The 17,982-nt window shown below is 67.7% G+C and carries 17 protein-coding genes; 9 read left to right on the forward strand and 8 right to left on the reverse strand.

Going from position 1 to position 17,982, the window contains the following annotated elements; all coding sequences use genetic code 11:
• Positions 1 to 33: 33 nt before the first annotated feature.
• Positions 34 to 1,113, forward strand: coding sequence for a DUF418 domain-containing protein (locus BLW00_RS00780; protein WP_175494071.1), 1,080 nt, complete (start codon positions 34 to 36; stop codon positions 1,111 to 1,113).
• Here the strand turns inward: BLW00_RS00780 and guaA are convergent.
• From guaA to BLW00_RS00815, 7 genes are all read right to left on the reverse strand, one after another.
• Positions 1,097 to 2,659, reverse strand: coding sequence for a glutamine-hydrolyzing GMP synthase (guaA, locus tag BLW00_RS00785; RefSeq protein WP_092551750.1), 1,563 nt, complete (start codon positions 2,657 to 2,659; stop codon positions 1,097 to 1,099). The genes BLW00_RS00780 and guaA overlap by 17 nt on opposite strands.
• A gap of 43 nt (positions 2,660 to 2,702) precedes the next feature.
• A complete protein-coding gene (locus tag BLW00_RS00790) occupies positions 2,703 to 3,152 on the reverse strand; it encodes a DUF3817 domain-containing protein (RefSeq protein WP_092547842.1) in 450 nt (149 codons plus the stop codon).
• A 4-nt stretch (positions 3,153 to 3,156) separates the two neighbouring features.
• Positions 3,157 to 3,978, reverse strand: a complete 822-nt coding sequence (locus BLW00_RS00795) for an SURF1 family cytochrome oxidase biogenesis protein (protein WP_092547845.1) — start codon at positions 3,976 to 3,978, stop codon at positions 3,157 to 3,159.
• The gene (locus tag BLW00_RS00800) at positions 3,975 to 5,435 is read right to left on the reverse strand and encodes a cation:proton antiporter (RefSeq protein ID WP_092547848.1); all 1,461 of its coding nucleotides are present in this window, start codon (positions 5,433 to 5,435) and stop codon (positions 3,975 to 3,977) included. Before BLW00_RS00800 ends, BLW00_RS00795 begins: the two co-directional genes overlap by 4 nt.
• A 12-nt stretch (positions 5,436 to 5,447) precedes the next feature.
• On the reverse strand, positions 5,448 to 5,978 hold the full coding sequence (locus BLW00_RS00805) for a cation:proton antiporter regulatory subunit (RefSeq protein ID WP_092547850.1): 531 nt from the start codon (positions 5,976 to 5,978) through the stop codon (positions 5,448 to 5,450).
• A gap of 133 nt (positions 5,979 to 6,111) precedes the next feature.
• Positions 6,112 to 7,842: a glycerol-3-phosphate dehydrogenase/oxidase gene (locus BLW00_RS00810; RefSeq protein WP_092547853.1), complete on the reverse strand. Its 1,731-nt coding sequence runs from the start codon at positions 7,840 to 7,842 to the stop codon at positions 6,112 to 6,114.
• Positions 7,843 to 7,892: 50 nt separating this feature from the next.
• Complete coding sequence (locus BLW00_RS00815) at positions 7,893 to 9,011, reverse strand: GuaB3 family IMP dehydrogenase-related protein (protein WP_092547856.1); 1,119 nt, start codon at positions 9,009 to 9,011, stop codon at positions 7,893 to 7,895.
• Between the two features lie 35 nt (positions 9,012 to 9,046).
• Between BLW00_RS00815 and BLW00_RS00820 the strand changes: the two genes are divergently transcribed.
• Genes BLW00_RS00820 through BLW00_RS22750 form a run of 3 tightly spaced genes read left to right on the forward strand, consistent with a single transcriptional unit; the run spans position 9,047 to position 11,232 of the window.
• Positions 9,047 to 9,907, forward strand: coding sequence for a hypothetical protein (locus BLW00_RS00820; RefSeq protein WP_092547859.1), 861 nt, complete (start codon positions 9,047 to 9,049; stop codon positions 9,905 to 9,907).
• Between the two features lie 17 nt (positions 9,908 to 9,924).
• The gene (locus BLW00_RS24180) at positions 9,925 to 10,842 is read left to right on the forward strand and encodes an NHL repeat-containing protein (protein WP_092547862.1); all 918 of its coding nucleotides are present in this window, start codon (positions 9,925 to 9,927) and stop codon (positions 10,840 to 10,842) included.
• A 33-nt stretch (positions 10,843 to 10,875) separates the two neighbouring features.
• Positions 10,876 to 11,232, forward strand: a complete 357-nt coding sequence (locus BLW00_RS22750) for a hypothetical protein (protein ID WP_139256568.1) — start codon at positions 10,876 to 10,878, stop codon at positions 11,230 to 11,232.
• Between the two features lie 164 nt (positions 11,233 to 11,396).
• Here BLW00_RS22750 and guaB read toward each other — a convergent pair whose 3' ends face one another.
• On the reverse strand, positions 11,397 to 12,899 hold the full coding sequence (guaB, locus tag BLW00_RS00835; RefSeq protein WP_092547867.1) for an IMP dehydrogenase: 1,503 nt from the start codon (positions 12,897 to 12,899) through the stop codon (positions 11,397 to 11,399).
• 255 nt (positions 12,900 to 13,154) lie between these two features.
• On the opposite strand from guaB, the gene BLW00_RS00840 reads away from it, so the two are divergent.
• From BLW00_RS00840 to BLW00_RS00860, 5 genes are all read left to right on the forward strand, one after another.
• On the forward strand, positions 13,155 to 14,453 hold the full coding sequence (locus tag BLW00_RS00840; protein ID WP_092547869.1) for a branched-chain amino acid ABC transporter permease: 1,299 nt from the start codon (positions 13,155 to 13,157) through the stop codon (positions 14,451 to 14,453).
• Positions 14,454 to 14,465: 12 nt separating this feature from the next.
• Positions 14,466 to 15,443 carry a branched-chain amino acid ABC transporter permease gene (locus BLW00_RS00845; RefSeq protein WP_092547870.1) on the forward strand — a complete coding sequence of 326 codons (978 nt, stop codon included), beginning with the start codon at positions 14,466 to 14,468 and terminating at the stop codon, positions 15,441 to 15,443.
• Positions 15,436 to 16,419 (forward strand): ABC transporter ATP-binding protein, encoded by a 984-nt coding sequence (locus tag BLW00_RS00850; protein WP_245741174.1) that lies wholly within the window; start codon positions 15,436 to 15,438, stop codon positions 16,417 to 16,419. Before BLW00_RS00845 ends, BLW00_RS00850 begins: the two co-directional genes overlap by 8 nt.
• Positions 16,416 to 17,240 carry an ABC transporter ATP-binding protein gene (locus BLW00_RS00855; protein WP_092547871.1) on the forward strand — a complete coding sequence of 275 codons (825 nt, stop codon included), beginning with the start codon at positions 16,416 to 16,418 and terminating at the stop codon, positions 17,238 to 17,240. Before BLW00_RS00850 ends, BLW00_RS00855 begins: the two co-directional genes overlap by 4 nt.
• A 119-nt stretch (positions 17,241 to 17,359) precedes the next feature.
• Positions 17,360 to 17,938 (forward strand): hypothetical protein, encoded by a 579-nt coding sequence (locus BLW00_RS00860; protein WP_092547872.1) that lies wholly within the window; start codon positions 17,360 to 17,362, stop codon positions 17,936 to 17,938.
• The last annotated feature ends 44 nt before the right edge of the window (positions 17,939 to 17,982 follow it).

The raw sequence follows: 17,982 nt of genomic DNA on the forward strand, positions 1-17,982 counted from the left end.
GATGGCCCCGTTCCGCATTGCGGGCCGAATCCGGTGTCGGAGACTGTTCGGCGTTCAGGCCGTATCCTCGGCCTCGACGTCGCCCGCGGGATCGCCCTCATCGGCATGCTCTTCGCCCACACCGTGCCCGAGACCGAAGCCGAGACCGTGTTCGATGGTCGTTCGTCGATCCTCTTCGCCGTCATCGCCGGCGTCTCGATCGGGCTGATGACCGGCGGTCAGCGCGGCGTGGCTCCGGATGCGCGCGGTCGCGCCGCCCGCGTCGTCGCCCTCCGCGGGCTGCTCCTGATCATCCTGGGCGTAGCACTCACCGCGTTCGACACCCCGATCGCGATCATCCTCGACACCTACGGCTTCCTCTTCCTCCTCGCGATCCCCCTCCTCTACGCCCCGCATTGGTTGATCGCGATCGTGGCGGCCGCAGCCGCGCTGCTCGGGCCGCTCGCGGTCACCGCCATCGGCGACGCCATCGACGGTGCGACCGGGCAGGCAGCGGTCGTGCTCGAGAGTGAATGGCTGTTCTTTCCCGAACGGTGGCTCGACGGCACCTACCCCGCACCCGTCTGGCTCGCCTACATCGCGATCGGTCTGCTCATCGCGCGGTCGGGCATCCGAAAGACCCGAGTGCAGTTCACTCTCGTGGTCGTCGGCAGTCTGGCCGCAGTCGCCGCCTACGCCGTCGCAGCAGTTCTCAGCCAGCCGGTGCTCGCGCACGACGACTCGACCGCCGAGGTCATCGCATCCGGCGGGGTCGCCGTCGCCGTGATCGGCGCCCTGGTCTGGCTCTCGGAGTCGACGCCCGCACGGGTGCGCACCGTCTCCGCGCGCATCCTGTGGCCGATCTCGTCGGCCGGCTCGATGCCGCTCACGGTCTACAGCGCCCAGATCGTGGTGCTCTGGCTCGTCATCGCGAACCATCCCACTGCCGGCCTGCTGGGTTGGCAGAGCCTTCCGCTCTTCTTCGCCCTCGCGATCCCCACGCTCGTGGTCACGAGCCTCTGGAGGTTGCGATTCGAGCAGGGGCCGCTGGAGTGGGTGGTCAGTCGTGTGACGACACAGCGCCCGTGGCGGAAGAATCCACCACGGGCGCCGGAAGTCACTCCCACTCGATAGTGCCCGGGGGCTTCGACGTCACGTCGAGCACGACGCGATTCACGCCCGCGACCTCGTTCGTGATGCGGTTCGAGATGCGCGCGAGCACGTCGTAGGGCAGGCGCGTCCAGTCCGCCGTCATCGCGTCTTCACTCGACACCGGACGCAGCACGATCGGATGGCCGTAGGTTCGGCCGTCGCCCTGCACTCCCACGGAGCGCACATCAGCGAGGAGCACGACGGGGCACTGCCAAATCTCGGTGTCGAGACCGGCGGCAGTGAGCTCGGCGCGCACGATGGCATCTGCCTGTCGCAGCAACTCGAGGCGCTCGAAGGTGACCTCACCGACGATCCGGATGCCGAGCCCGGGACCAGGGAACGGCTGGCGCCCCACGATCTCCTCGGGAAGGCCGAGCTCGCGCCCGATGGCACGCACCTCGTCTTTGAAGAGCGCACGCAACGGCTCCACCAGTTCGAACTGCAGGTCTTCCGGCAGGCCGCCCACGTTGTGGTGGCTCTTGATGTTCGCGGTTCCGCTGCCGCCACCCGACTCCACCACGTCGGGGTAGAGCGTGCCCTGCACGAGGAAGCGGATGGGGTCGCCGTCGGCAGCCGCTTCGGCCACCAGGTCGGCCTGCGCCTGCTCGAAGGTGCGGATGAACTCGCGCCCGATGATCTTGCGCTTCTGCTCCGGATCGCTCACGCCGGCGAGGGCGCTGAGGAAGCGCTCGCGCGCATCGATCGTGACGAGCCGCACACCGGTGGACTTCACGTAGTCCTCTTCGACCTGACGGCGCTCGCCTTCGCGGAGCAGTCCGTGGTCGACGAACACGCACACGAGCTGGTCGCCCACCGCCTCGTGCACGAGAGCACCGGCGACCGCCGAGTCGACGCCGCCCGAGAGCGCGCAGATCACGCGCCCGGTGCCGACCTGCGCGCGGATGGCGGCGACCTGGTCGGCGATCACGTTGCCCGGGTTCCAGTCGGCGGGGATACCGGCGGCATCGTGCAGGAAGTTCTCGATGAGGTCCTGCCCGAATTGTGTGTGCTTCACCTCGGGGTGCCACTGCACGCCGTACAGGCCGCGCGCTGGGTTGGCGAACGCCGCGACCGGGGTCGAGGCGGTGCTGGCGAGCACCTCGAAGCCTTCGGGCGCCTTCACCACGGAGTCGCCGTGGCTCATCCACACCGTCTGCGCCGACGGCTGCTCGGCGAGCAGCGAACCGCCGTCACCTCCGATGGCCATGTCGGTCGAACCGTATTCGCGAGCGCCGGTCTGTGCCACCTCGCCGCCCAGGGCCCGGGCCATCACCTGAAAGCCGTAGCAGATGCCCATCACGGGCACGCCGAGTTCGAAGATCTCGGAGTCGAAGGCAGGTGCTCCGTCTTCGTAGACGCTCGAAGGGCCGCCGCTCAGCACGATGCCCACCGGGTTCTTCGCGGCCACCTCGGCCGCGCTGATGTCGTGCGGCACGATCTCGGAGTAGACGCTGGCCTCGCGTACGCGACGAGCGATCAGCTGCGCATACTGCGCGCCGAAGTCGACGACGAGAACCGGACGAGTCAGTTCCTCGTGGTCGGGCGTGGCTGACGCGGGGGTGTCTGATCCGCTAATTGGATGCCTCCACTGGTTCGGGTGCGGCGGCCTCGGCCTCACGCGTGGCGAGGTAGGCCTTGACCTCGCGGGCGATGCGCGCCTCGAGGAAGAAGGAGAGAAAGGGGATGACGCCGCCGAGGGCGATGACGATGAACCGCAGGAACGGCCAGCGCATGAGGCTCCACAGGCGGAAGTCGGAGAAGAGGTACACCACGTAGAACCAGCCGTGCACGATCAGGATGCCGAGGCTGATGTTCACGGCGACGGTGGTGCCTTCGGGCACGAACGCGAGGAATCCGCGCGGGCCGCCGAGTTCGAGCTCGAGGCCGATCGGGGTGTACTTCAGCAGCATCTCGGCGCAGAGCAGGAGCAGCAGCGTTCCGGTGATGATCGAGGCGACCTGGTAGAACTTCAGGGCTCCGCGGATGCGCGGGAAGTCCTTCAACTTGGGTGCGAGAGCCATGAAACTAGCCTACCCGCGCATCCGGAGCGTTATCGGCGGCTTCCTCCTGCTCGCGCTCCCAGGTGTCGCGCACCAGGCGATACCAGAGGTAGATCGCGAAGCCGGCGAACACCACCCACTCGGCGGCGTAGAAGATGTTGAGCCAGTTGAGTTCCACCGAGCGCTGGGGTTCAGGCGACGAGATGGTCTCGAGCCCGGCCGGGGAGGCGTCGGTCACGACATACCCACCGTAGACGTCGGCGGCCTGATCGAACTCCGTCCACCGGTTGATGAGCGAAGAGACCGACATGGTGGTCTGCAGAGCTCCGCCGGAGAGCGACTCGACGCCGACGAGGGGCTTCTGGTCATCGGAGAGCACGGGGGCCTCGGTCGGGAGATAGCGCCCGACGAGCGTCTCGGAGACCGATCCGCCCGCATCGGCCGCGAGGGCCCGGGCGACGGAGAGCGCGGAATCCGCATCCGCCGTCCAGCCGAGCGCCACGGCGAGGTAGGTGTCGGCCGGGCTGTCGACCGCGAACTGCCCGATCACCCAGAAGCCGCCCGCTCCGTCGTTCAAGCGGTCGCCCAGCACGTCGTAGCCGCTGGCCACGAAATGCCCCGGAACCGTGACGCGCTGGGCAGCCTGCGTCTCGATCACCGGCGACTGCGGTTGGGCGACCTCGGCGAGCGGGCGCACCTGCTCGGTCTGGTCGTTCACGACCGTGCCGGTCGAGACCGCACGCTCGAGCTGCCACTGGCCGAGCGCGGCGAACCCGGCGGCCACCGCGAGGGCCAGAACGAGGGTCGCGATCCACCGCGGCCGTCGCATGACGCTGAAGATGCTCAATACTCGCTGTCTCTCGCTCGGGGATTCGGTTCGTCGGACTGCTGCATGGCCTGTTCGATCAGGCGGTCGACGTTCGCCCGGTCGGGTTCGGCGAAGTCGTCTTCGTCGCCGAGATCGAGCCCGGTGTCGGCGTCGACGACGGATACCGCGCCACCGCCACTGCCCGGGGTGCCGGGGCCGCCGCCGTATGCCGCCGGGATCTCGTCGAGTTCACCGCGGCTCTCACCCTCCATCAGCGCGATGGCCTCCGCGGCCTCAGCCGATCGGGCCTTCGCCACGGCCTGCTTCTTCTTGGTGCGCAGCACCACGGCGCCGATCTTCTCGGAGTTCACGGCGAGGATCGGGCCCATGATCGCCATGATAAGCACGTACAACCCGGCGAAAGGCTGGATGCGCGAGTCGAGACCTGCCGCGAGCGCGAGGGTGGCGAGGATGAGCGCGAACTCCCCGCGGTTCTGCAGGATGGCGGCCGTGTTGATGCCCGCCTGAGGCCCGAGACCGTTCAGCCACGCCACGAACTGGCCCGCGATGATGTTGAGCGTCATGGTCATCACCACGGCGATCACCACGGGGAGGATGACCTCGGGGAACTTCGTGGGGTCGAGCCCCAACCCGAAGTTCAAGAAGAAGAAGGCCCCGAACACATCGCGCAACGGGATCGCGATCTGCTCGATGCGGTTCCGGTACCGGGTGGCGCCGAGCACCAGCCCGATCAGGAAGGCACCGATCGCGTCGGTCACCCCGAGGATCTCGCCCAGACCGCCGAACATGATGGCCAGACCGAAGAAGAGGATGGTGAACAGTTCGTCGTCTTTGGTGCGGAACAGTCTCGACACCACCCGCCCACCCCAGCGCGCGACGGCGAACATGACGATGAGGAACACGAACGAGATGACGAGCTTGCCCACCACGGGCCAGATCTCGGTCTCGCCCGAGAGCACCACCGACACGATGGCGAGGTAGATGGCGATGAACACGTCTTCGACCACGGTGACGCCCAGGATCATCGGCGTCTCGCGGTTGGCGAGCCGGTTCAGCTCGATCAACAGCTTCGTGACGATGGCGCTCGAGGATGTCGCGGTGATTCCCGCGATGACGAGGGCCTCGCGAGTTCCCCAGCCCACCAGGAAGCCGAACGCGAAGCCCACCACCATGTTGATGGCGATGTACGAGCCGCCGGAGATGATGAGCTTGCCGGCGTTGCTGAAGAACTCGTCTTGATCGAACTCCAGGCCGAGGTTGAACAGCAGGAGGATCAGCCCGAAGACCGCGATCAGCTCGATGTAGTCGCCGTGCACGAAATTGATCGGGAACCAGCCGAAGTACGGGCTCGCCAGGAGGCCCACGACCATGTAGATCGGGATGGCGGGCAGCCCGATGGACTTGCCCAGCCGCCCGAGGACATAGGCGATGACGAAGAGGACGCCGAGAACGAGGAGGTCGGGGCCTAGGTGCATGCGTCCGGCCGTCTAGTTTCCGGGCGGACCGTCGACCGCGACCTTCGCCTTGGCCGCGCCGGTGCGGAAGAAGTTGAACGCCTTGGCGACCTTCTCCGGCGAACCCGCGACGACGAGCGTGTCGCCGGGGAAGACCTTGAAGTCAGGGGCCGGGGCAGGGTTCGTGGAGTCGCCGCGCACGACCGCGACGACAGTGAGGCCGGCGATCCCGCGCTCCGCGGGGCTGCCCAGCGGCTGCCCGGCGATGTGGTCTTCGTAGTCGACCGTGAACCAGTCGATGCTGAGGCCCGGGATCTGGTCGAGCGCGGTGAGCGACTCGGTGATCTGGGTGCCGCCCAGGAGCTCGGCGAGGGTGTGCGCCTCGTCTTCGGAGAGCCGCAGCGACACCTTCGTCACGTCGGGACCTTCTCCGTCGTCGGCGAAGGTGATGAGGTCGCTGTGCCCGGACCGGTGGGCGATCACGCCCACCTTCCCGCCGTCGGAGGTGTAGAAGGTGTGCAGCACCCCCACTCCGGGAAGCTTCACTCGCCGAACGTCCACCATGTGCTGTCTCCTCAAGAAGAATCGCGATTGCGATACTCCTATTTTAGGCCCGCCCGAGCAGGCCTCGTCGGGCAGGTGTCAGCCTGTGGAGAACGAGGCCGGGAATCCGCCCTGTGGAGAGCTCCGCACGACCTCAGTTCGTCTCGACGATGTCGGGCGCCTGCAGCCGCACCCGCTCCGCCGACTCGTCGTCGGGTTGCTCCTGGCTCGCCCGTTCCGCCCGCACCCGCTCGAGGTAGTACGCCACCTCGCGCTCCGTGGTGTCGTCGTCCCAGCCATGCACGCCCGCCATCAGCTTCGCGGCGACCGGAGCCGCCGAGACCCCGCGGTCCCAAGCCTCGATCGAGATGCGGGTGCGACGCGCGAGCACGTCGTCGAGGTGGAGTGCGCCCTCGTGCGACGCGGCGTAGACCACCTCGGCGCCGATGTAATCGTCGGCGCCCGGCAGCGGCTCGGCGAGCGAGGGGTCGGCGAGGATGAGGTCGAGCAGCTCGTCGGTCAAGGTGCCGTAGCGGTTCAGCAGGTGCTCGATCCGCACGGTGTGCACGCCGAACTTGCGCGCGATCTTGGCGCGTTTGTTCCAGGCCGCCTGGTATCCCTCCGCGCCGAGCAGGGCGATGTCCTGCGTCACCGAGGGCGAGATCTTGCCGTCGAGCGCCGAGACCGCCGCGTCGATCGCATCCTTCGCCATCACGCGATAGGTCGTCCACTTGCCACCCGCGATCACCACGAGACCGGGCACCGAGTGCGCCACCAGGTGCTCGCGCGAGAGCTTCGAGGTCTGGTCGCTCTCTCCGGCGAGCAGCGGCCTGAGCCCCGCGTACACACCCTCCACGTCTTCGCGCGTCAGCGGTACCGCGAGCACCTTGTTCACGTGCTCGAGCAGGTAGTCGATGTCGGCGGCCGTGGCGGCCGGATGCGCCTTGTCGAGATGCCAGTCGGTGTCGGTCGTGCCCACCAGCCAGTGCCGGCCCCAGGGGATCACGAAGAGCACGCTCTTCTCGGTGCGCAGCAGCAAACCCGACTTGCCCTGGAAGCGGTCGCGCGGCACCACGAGGTGGATGCCCTTCGACGCCCGCACCTTGAACTGACCGCGCTCGCCCACCATCGCCTGGGTGTCGTCGGTCCAGACGCCGGTGGCGTTCACGACCTGCTTGGCGCGGATCTCGAACTTCTCGCCGGTCTCCAGGTCGTGCGCGTTCACGCCGACCACCCGCTCGCCCACCTTGATGAAGCCTTCGACCTGAACCCGGCTGGCCACGTGGGCGCCGTACGACGAGGCGGTGCGGGCGAGGCTCGCCACGTAACGGGCGTCGTCGACCTGGGCGTCGTAGTAGGTGATGCCACCGATCAGTGCGTCCTTCGCGAGGCTCGGCATCAGGGTCTGCACCTGGCGCCGGGACAGGTGCCGGTGGTGCGGAACTCCGGGAGGGCGGCCACCGGAGTAGGAGAAGATGTCGTAGAGGAGCATCCCGGCCCCCACGTAGGCCCGCTCGATCACCCGCTTCTGCAGCGGGTAGAGGAAGCGCACCGGCTTCACCAGGTGCGGCGCGATGCGCTGCAACAGCAATCCACGCTCGATCAGGGCCTCGCGCACCAACCGGAAGTCGAGCTGCTCGAGGTAGCGGATGCCGCCGTGCACGAGTTTCGACGAGCGGCTCGACGTTCCGGATGCCCAGTCCCGCGCCTCCACGAGTCCCACCCGGAGGCCCCGGGTCACGGCGTCAAGAGCGCTACCGGTGCCGACGATGCCGCCGCCCACCACGAGGATGTCGAGTTCCTTCGACTTGAGAGTCTCGATGGCCGCAGCGCGCTCCTCCGGGCCGATCTTCGTCGAGTGCGAAACCGAGGTCTTCGTTGCCATGGGACTCTCCTTCATCGCAGAGACAGGAACTGACTCCGTCAGTTCACACGCTAATCAACCCGGTAGGGAGCCACAACCACTTCGATCCGCTGGAACTCCTTGAGGTCGGAGTATCCCGTGGTCGCCATCGAGCGGCGCAACGCGCCGATCAGGTTGGCCGTGCCGTCGGCCACCGGGGAGGGGCCGTAGAGGATCTGCTCGAGCGGCGCCACCTGACCGACATGCACGCGATTGCCGCGCGGCAGCTGCGAGTGGTGGGCCTCGGGGCCCCAGTGCCAGCCGCCGCCGGGAGCGTCGTCGGCGCGGGCGAGCGCGGTGCCGAGCATCACGGCATCCGCTCCCATCGCGATCGCCTTCACGACGTCGCCCGAGGTGCCGAGGCCGCCGTCGGCGATGACGTGCACGTAGCGGCCACCCGACTCGTCCATGTAGTCGCGGCGGGCTCCGGCGACATCCGCCACGGCCGTGGCCATGGGGGCGTGGATGCCGAGCGTGGCACGAGTGGTCGACGCCGCTCCCCCGCCGAACCCGACCAGAACGCCGGCCGCGCCGGTGCGCATGAGGTGCAGGGCTGCGGTGTACGTCGCGGCGCCGCCGACGATCACGGGCACGTCGAGCTCGTAGATGAACTTCTTGAGGTTGAGCGGCTCCACGGTCTTCGAGACGTGCTCGGCCGACACGGTGGTGCCGCGGATGACGAAGAGGTCGACTCCGGCGGCGACCACGGTCTCGTAGAGCTCCTGGGTGCGTTGCGGCGACAGGGCGCCCGCGACGGTGACTCCGGAGGCGCGGATCTCGGCCAGCCGCTCGGTCACGAGTTCGGGCTTGATGGGCTCCGCGTAGATCTCCTGCATCCGCTGCGTGGCCTTCGCCTCGGGCAGGGTGCGGATCTCTTCGAGCAGGGGCTCGGGGTCGTCGTACCGCGTCCAGAGCCCCTCGAGGTCGAGCACCCCGAGTCCGCCGAGCTGACCGATCATGATGGCGGTGCGCGGAGAAACCACCGAGTCCATGGGGGCTGCGAGCACAGGGATGTCGAAGTGGTAGGCGTCGATCGACCAGTTCACCGAGACGTCTTGCGGGTCTCTCGTGCGACGCGATGGAACCACCGCGATGTCGTCGAAGGCGTAGACGCGGCGCCCGCGCTTGGCGCGGCCGATTTCAATTTCCATCACGCCTCATCCTATCCGGAGCCCTGCGCAAAGCGGTGGGATCGGCCCGGCGTCACCTCTCGCGGCCGGTCATCGGCCGCCACTTTGAGCGGGGTCGTCGAGCCGCTCGCGCCGAGCCCCAGGCGGACTCCTGGCGGGTCACGGCCTACGAATCGGGTGACGACGAGCGGCAGCCCACGAAGGTCGGCAGCACCGAGACCACCGACGGCGGCGCGTTCACGATTTCACTGGAGAGCGCCGAACCGGCCGACGACGCGGTGGTCTACTTCGTCGCGGCACCGAACGGGCCAGCGCAGAGAGGCGTGCTGGCGGCCGTCGTGGCCGATCCGTCGACTCCGGAGAACCTCGCCGGCCTCATCGTGAACGAACGCACCACCGTCGCCACCAGTTTCGCCATGGCGCAGTTCGTGAGCACCGACGGGATCGTTGGCACGGCTCCCGGAGTGGTGAATTCCGCGGCGATGGCCGGCAATCTGGTCGACCCTCGCACCGGAGAACTGGCCGAGGTCATCTCCTCGTCGCCGAACGTCTCCGAGTCCTCCACGCTCCCCGCCTTCCAGTCGCTGGTGGGCATGCTCTCGGCCTGCGTGGGCGACGACGACGCCTGCGCCGCCCTGCTGGATGCCGCGGCTCCCGCCGGCGGGGAGGAGCCCGTCGACACCTTCCGCGCCTTCGCTGACATCGCGAAGCACCCCGCCAACGCGGTCGTTCCGCTCTTCGATCTCGCCCAACAGGGCGCTTTGCCGAGCCAGCCCGGCCTCGCGGCTGCTCCGGATGCCTGGACGCTCGCGCTCCGATTCGACGGCGACGGCCAGTCGCTCGACGACCCGGGCAATTTCGCCATCGACAAGGCCGGCAGTTCATCGGCGGTTCGCCCTACAGCGGCGGCGGGCTGAGCGGCTCGGGGTTCGGCGTGGTGATCGACCCGGCCACGAGCAACGTGTGGGTGAGCAACTACGGCTTCGCCGCCCCCGCGCCCGAATGCCCTACCAGCCAGCAGCCCCCGCACGACAGCGTCTCGATCTTCACCTCCGACGGCACTGCGATCGCGGGCGACACCGGCATCACGGCCGGTGCGCTGAGCTGGCCGCAGGGCACGATCTTCGCCGACGACGGATCGGTCTGGTTCACCAATTGCAACACCAGCACGATCACGGTCTACCCGGATGCCGATCCCGATCGCGCCGAGACCCTCGACGGACTCGGGCTCCAGCAGCCCTTCGGCATCGTCGACAACGGCAGCAACATCTTCGTGGCGGGCACCGCCAACAGCACCCTGGCCATCCTCGACCACGACGGCACACCGATCGCGGGGTCGCCGTTCACGGGCTCAGGCCTGGATCGTCCGATGGGGGTCGCGGCCGATGACGCAGGCACCGTCTGGATCGCGAACTCGGGCGCGATCACCCTCCCCTGCCCCGACCGCCCGGAGCCGGGCCCGCCTGCGACAGGGTCGGTCTCCTACGTCGACAAGGCCACCGGGCAGCTCCTCGGCCCGTTCCAGGGCGGCGGTGTCACGACGCCGTGGGGCATCGCCACCGATGGCGACGGCAACGTCTGGGTCGCCGAATTCTCCGGGCAACGCCTGGTCGCCTTCTGCGGCACCGACCCTTCGACCTGCCCGCACGGTTCGAGCACCGGCAGCCCACTCTCCCCCGCCGACACCGGTTATTCCTTCGACGGCCTCGACCGCAGCACCGGCGTCGCCATCGACCCCTCCGGTAACGTCTGGGTCACCAACAACTGGCAGCTGGACCCCCAGCCCACCAACCCCGGCGGCCACGAAATCGTAGCCTTCCTCGGCCTGGCCACCCCCGTCCCCGGCACCTAACCCTCCGTCGGGGCCTCGAGCATATACTGAGCTATGCTCACTTCGCCTCGGCCGACGCCGCCACCTGCTCTGCCCCGCTCGGTATTCGCACTTCTGCTGGCACTGGCCGGCCCTGCGCTCTCGATGGCCATTGCATTCTCTGCGCTCGCTTATCTTCCTGCGCAGAACATCGTGCCGTCGCTCATCACCACGCTCCTGCAGTTCGTCATCCTCGTCGCCGCCATCACGGCCAGTGCGATCACGGCGAGCCGCGCCCTCCGCTGCGCTCCGCGCAGTCACGGCTGGGCTGCCTGGCTCGCCCTCGGCATCGACGCAGCCACCATGATCACCTTCGTCGCCCCTCTCACGGTAGCGATCATCGCAATCCTCACAGAGGGCTACTACGGCTGACCTCGCCCTCCCCAAACCCGTCCAGCCGAACAACCGATGCGCAGCGAGCAACGGAGCGGACGTGAATCGGGGCGGATTTTCGCTGCAGGCCGCCTTCGCGCGCAGCGCGACCCCTAGGCATGGAGTGAAAATCCGCCCCGATTCACGGGAGCGGCAGCGGAACCTCAGCGCCGGTAGTTCGGCGCCTCCACCACCATCTGCACATCGTGCGGGTGCGACTCCTTGAGCCCAGCGGCGGTGATCCGCACGAAGCGGCCCTTCTCCTTGAGCTCCGGAATGGTGCGCGCACCGGTGTAGAACATCGACTGACGAAGGCCTCCGGCCAGCTGGTAGGCCACGTTCGCGAGCGGCCCGCGGTAGGGCACCTGGCCCTCGATACCCTCGGCGATCAGCTTGTCGTCCGACGGCACGTCGGACTGGAAGTAGCGGTCTTTCGAGTACGAGGTCTTCTCGCCACGGGTCTGCAGGGCGCCGAGCGATCCCATGCCACGGTAGTTCTTGAACTGCTTTCCGTTCACGAACACCAGGTCGCCGGGGCTCTCGTCGCAGCCGGCGAGCAGCGAGCCGAGCATGACGGTGTCGGCGCCGGCCACGAGGGCTTTCGCGATATCGCCCGAGTACTGCAGGCCGCCGTCGGCGATCACCGGAACCCCGGATTCACGCGCTGCGAGCGACGCCTCGTAGACCGCGGTGACCTGCGGCACGCCGACACCCGCCACCACGCGGGTGGTGCAGATGGAACCCGGTCCCACGCCCACCTTGATGGCGTCGGCACCGGCGTCGACGAGCGCCTGGGCGCCGGAACGGGTCGCCACGTTGCCGCCGATCACGTCGACGTCGGCGAAGGCCGAGTCGCTCTTCAACCGGCGGATGATGTCGAGCACGCCCGCACTGTCGCCGTTCGCGGTGTCGACCACGATCACGTCGACACCGGCGTCGAGCAGGTTGGTGGCGCGCTGCCAGGCATCGCCGAAGAAGCCGATCGCCGCGCCGACGCGCAGACGCCCCGCCGCATCCTTCGTGGCGTTCGGGTACTTCTCGCTCTTGTCGAAGTCCTTCACCGTGATGAGGCCGCTGAGACGGCCCGCGTCGTCGACGATCGGGAGCTTCTCGATCTTGTGCTGAGCGAAGATCGCGATCGCGTCATCCGGGTCGACTCCGACTCGGGCGGTGATCAGCGGCATCTTCGTCATGACGTCGCGCACGAGGGTGGTCGACTTCTCGAACGGGGAGACGAAGCGCATGTCGCGGTTGGTCACGATGCCCACGAGCACGCCCTGGCCGTCGACCACGGGGAGACCGGAGACCCGGTAGAGGCCGCAGAGCGCGTCGACTTCGGCGACCGTCGCGTCGGGCGTCGTGGTGACCGGATCGGTCACCATTCCCGACTCGCTGCGCTTCACCCGGTCGACCTGCTCGGCCTGGTCGATGATCGACAGGTTGCGGTGGAGCACGCCGAGGCCGCCCTGCCGGGCCATGGCCACGGCCATCCGCGACTCCGTCACCGTGTCCATCGCTGCCGACAGCAGCGGGGTGGCGACCTGGATGCGCTTCGTGAGGCGGGACGTCGTGTCGGCTTCGCTCGGGATCACGTCGGTATGACCCGGCAGCAGCATCACGTCGTCATAGGTCAGTCCGACAAAGCCGAACGGATCCGCCTGGTCCATGGGTTCTCCCTCGCGCGCGATTTAAGGTGTTCCAATCGTAACCGTTAGGCGGTGAGCGGTATTCCGTGTAGAAATGACGGACGTCGGATGAGATGGCCAGTTGAAACACCGTGGACACAATTCGACTGTATGGTCTAGCAAAGTCGCTACGACCATAGACACGGAGACCGCCGCTGCACCCGGCGATCTCCTTCCAGGAGGTGCTGTCTTTTGATCGCAGGTATCCGTCTCGGACGCGGTGTCCGATTGACCACGATGATCGTCGCAGCCCTCGCGCTGTGCCTCGGCATCGTGCTCGGCTCGACATCGTTCTCCGCGAACGCCACCGAGACACCGGCCCCCACGCCGACGCCGACGGCGCCCGGTGATTTCACCAATACGTACTCGATCGGCGGCATCCTGCGGGATGGCGACACGCTGGTCGCGGGAGCCGAGATCACCGTCGAGGGCGACGGCTTCTCCGAGACGGCGACCACCGACGACACCGGCCGCTGGTCGGTCGTCGTGCCGGGCAAGGGCGACTACACCGTCACTCTCGACCCCGACACCCTGCCTGAGGGCGTCGCGCTGCGCGACCCCGACCGGAGTTCGGCGGAGGTCTCCTCCACGGAGTGGCAGACCAACACGATCACCCGCTCGTTCCCGCTCGGCGTCGACACCCGACAGACGACGGGCTTCTTCGAACAGTTCCTGCAACGCCTCGCCGCGGGCCTCAACTTCGGTCTGCTCATCGCCCTTGCGGCCATCGGCATCACGCTGATCTTCGGCACCACCGGCCTCAACAACTTCGCGCACGGCGAGATGGTGACCTTCGGCGCCATCGTCGCCTGGATCGTGGCGGTGCTCCTCGGCATCAACATCTTCGTGGCCATGCTGATCGCCCTCGTGCTCGGCGGCGTCTTCGGCTACGTGCAGGACTGGTTGCTCTGGAGACCCTTGAGACGGAAGGGGGTGAGGCTCGTCCAGGCGATGATCGTCAGCATAGGCCTCGCCATCGCCCTCCGCTACCTCTACCTCTTCTACATCGGCGGCGAGACCAAGACCATGAGCGTCGGACTCTCGGATGCCGTGGTGCTCGGCCCGGTGCGCATCACCACCGGTTCGATCCTCAGCATGATCATCTCGGTCGTGGTACTGGTGCTGGTCGGTCTGTTCCTCACCCGCACCCGCATCGGCAAGGCGACCCGGGCGGTGTCCGACAACCCCTCGCTGGCGGCCGCATCCGGGATCGACGTCGACCGGATCATCCGCATCGTCTGGGTGCTGGCCGGCGCCCTGGCCGCACTGGCCGGTGTGATGCTGGCGCTCTACCGCCAGGTGTCGTGGGACATGGGCTTCCAGGTGCTGCTCCTGATGTTCGCCGCGGTCACCCTCGGCGGTCTCGGATCGGCCTACGGCGCCCTGGTCGGCTCTCTCGTGGTGGGCCTGTTCGTGGAGCTCTCGACGCTCTTCATCCCGGCCGACCTGAAATACGCGGCGGCCCTCGTGGTGCTCATCGTGGTCCTGCTGGTGAGACCGCAGGGCATCCTCGGTCGCAAAGAACGAATCGGTTAAGGGAGGCGACACATGGACTGGGGAAACATCTTCGGCAATGCCGTCGGCGAGATCATCAGCCCGACGACCGCGGCCTATGCGCTCGCGGCCATCGGCCTCGGCATCCACTTCGGCTACACGGGCCTGCTGAACTTCGGTCAGGCGGCCTTCCTCCTGATCGGCGCCTACGCGTTCGCCATCCCGACACTGGCGGGCGCACCGCTCATCGTCGCGATCCTCTGCGCGATCGCCTGCTCGGTGATCTTCGCGTTCATCCTGGGCATACCGACGCTGCGCCTGAGAGCCGACTATCTCGCCATCGTCACGATCGCGGCCGCCGAGGTCGTGCGCTACATCGTCACCACCACGGGTCTCACCGACTTCACCGGCGCCGCCAACGGTCTCTCCGGGTTCAAGGGCACCTTCGCCGCGATCAACCCGATCCCCGAGGGTCGTTACGGTTTCGGCCCCTTCAGCTACAACGAGTACGACTGGTGGGTGCGGATCGTCGGCTGGTCGCTCGTGGTGCTCGCCAGCCTCCTGGTGTGGCTGCTCATGCGCAGCCCTTGGGGCCGCGTGGTCAAGGGCATCCGCGAAGACGAGGATGCGGTGCGCAGCCTCGGCAAGAACGTCTACTCCTACAAGATGCAGGCCCTCATCCTCGGCGGTGGTCTCGGCTCGATCGCCGGTATCGTCTTCATCCTGCCGAGGGCGGTGCAACCGGCGAACTACACCACCGGTCTCACCTTCTTCATCTGGACGATCATGCTGCTCGGCGGCGCGGCCACGATCTTCGGGCCCATCGTCGGTTCGATGATCTTCTGGGTCGTGCTCTCCCTCACCCAGGGCGTGCTCTACGGCGCCATCGAGTCCGGCGCTCTGAGCTTCATCTCCACCACCCAGGCGGGGCAGATCCGCTTCATCCTCGTGGGTGTCGCGCTGATGCTCCTCGTCATCTTCAGACCGCAAGGTATTTTCGGAAACAAGAAGGAGCTGTCCTTCAGTGTCTAATTCAGAATCCGCCGTCGTCTCCGGCCACCCGCTCGTCAAGGGCGAGGTGGGGCCCGGATGCGCGAAGGTCGACCCGATCGTCGTCGCCGACCACGTGACCCGCCAGTTCGGCGGCCTGAAGGCCGTCGACGTCGACCACCTCGAGATCCCGCGCGGCCAGATCACGGCCCTCATCGGCCCGAACGGCGCCGGCAAGACCACGATGTTCAACCTGCTCACCGGCTTCGACAAGCCGAACACCGGCACCTGGGAGTTCGACGGCAAGTCGCTCGCGGGTGTGCCCGCCTTCAAGGTGGCGCGCGCCGGGATGGTGCGCACCTTCCAGCTGACGAAGTCGCTCGGCCGCCTCTCGGTGCTGCAGAACATGCTGCTCGGCGCCACGGGCCAGAAGGGCGAGAAGCTCATCGCCTCGCTCTTCAAGCCGATCTGGCGCAAGCAGGAAGAGGAGAACACGGCGCGAGCCGACGACCTGCTCGCCCGTTTCAAGCTCGACGCGAAGCGCGAAGACTACGCGGCATCCCTCTCCGGCGGCCAGCGCAAGCTCCTCGAGATGGCGCGCGCCCTGATGTCGAAGCCCGAGCTCATCATGCTCGACGAGCCGATGGCGGGCGTGAACCCTGCGCTCACGCAGTCGCTGCTCGGGCACATCAAGAACCTGAAGTCCGACGGAACGACCGTGCTCTTCGTCGAGCACGACATGCACATGGTCACCCACATCTCCGACTGGGTGGTCGTGATGGCCGAAGGCCGCGTCGTGGCCGAGGGACCGCCGGAGTCGGTCATGAAGGATCCCGCCGTGATCGACGCCTACCTGGGCGCCCACCACGACGAAGACCTGGGCGACCTGATGGAAGACGGACCGAACCCGGTGCTCGAAGCGGAGCGCAAAGCCCGTGAAGCGCATCCGGAGATCGAGGAGAGCCCCGGCTGGGCCGAGAACCCCACCCCGCCGACAGCGGAGGAGAAGCAGGCATGAGCGACGTCGATCCCAACGAGAAGAACCTCGAGACGAACACGCTCGCCGAGGAGCCCTCGCGAGGTCACACCCTCGCTCCGACCGATCGCGGTGAGGCGGTGCTGCGCACCGACAACCTCGTCGGCGGCTACCTGCCCGGCGTGAACATCCTGAACGGCTGCACCATCGAGGCCTTCCCGGGTGAACTGATCGGCATCATCGGCCCGAACGGCGCGGGCAAGTCGACCGTGCTCAAGGCGATCTTCGGCCAGATCAAGATCCGTAGCGGTCGCGTGATCCTGAAGGGCGAAGACATCACCGGCCTCCGGGCGAACAAGCTCGTGACCAAAGGCGTCGGCATGGTGCCGCAGAACCACAACGTCTTCCCGAGCCTCACGATCGAAGAGAACCTCGAGATGGGCCTGTTCCAGAAGCCCTCGATCTTCGCCGAGCGCTTCGATTTCGTCACGACCCTCTTCCCGGAGCTCGGCAAGCGGCGCAAGCAGCGCGCCGGCTCCCTCTCGGGCGGTGAGCGGCAGATGGTCGCGATGGGCCGCGCCCTGATGATGGAGCCCTCCGTGCTCCTGCTCGACGAGCCGTCGGCGGGCCTGTCGCCCGTGCGGCAGGACGAGACGTTCATGCGGGTGCACCAGATCAACCGCGCCGGTGTCTCGGTCATCATGGTGGAGCAGAACGCCCGGCGCTGCCTGCAGATCTGCGACCGCGCCTACGTGCTCGACCAGGGCCGCGACGCCTACACGGGCACGGGCCGCGAGCTCATGAAAGACCCGAAGGTCATCGAGCTCTACCTCGGCACACTCGCCGCCGATCAGGGGCACTGACCCCTCGTCATCGCTCGACCCGTCACTTCGTGCCGTTATTCCAGGGTCAGAACGGCACGAAGTGACGGATCGACGGATGAACGAAGCGAGTTTTCGGAATTAGTGAGATACTCTCACTCATGCCCTCTGCTGTTGTCGACACCGAGCCTCTGTCCGCGCGCCCGACACCCGCCGAGCTCCGCGCCTATCGGCGTGGCCGCGGCGCGGTGCACGGCCCACGGGTGCGCGTGCGCCCCTGCCTCGGCGGTCTGAGCTACACCACGCTCCTGGTGGTCTCCGGGCTCACCACGGGCCTCCTGGTGTCGCTGGGAGCCGACCCGCGCGCCGTGGTGCTCGGATGTCTGCTGATGGTGGGTTCGGCCGTCGGCGCGTTCCTCTGCGCCCGGGCGACAAGCATCCGCACCTACCTCCGCGAATACCGACTCGCAGCGTTCGCGGCGCGCAACGGGCTCGTCTACGAGCGCGGGGCGACGACTCCGAGCGTGCCGGGGCTGCAGTACTCCGACGGGGCCGGACGGGCGCTGCGCCGCTTCTCCGGCGTGATCGCCGGCCTGCCGGTCGAGGCGGGCAACTACCGTCATCCCGCGGGCGAGATCTCGGGCTACGTCATCGCGGGCGGGCGGTTCGAGATCGTGGCGCCGTTCGACTTCGCCGACCCGGCGGAGTGGGAGCGCGCCTGGCATCTCATCAGCCGCTGAACGCCAGAAGGCCCGGCACCCTCCGAAGAGGGGCCGGGCCTTCG

The organism is Herbiconiux ginsengi (genome assembly GCF_900107435.1).
GTDB classification, from domain to species: Bacteria; Actinomycetota; Actinomycetes; order Actinomycetales; family Microbacteriaceae; genus Herbiconiux; species Herbiconiux ginsengi.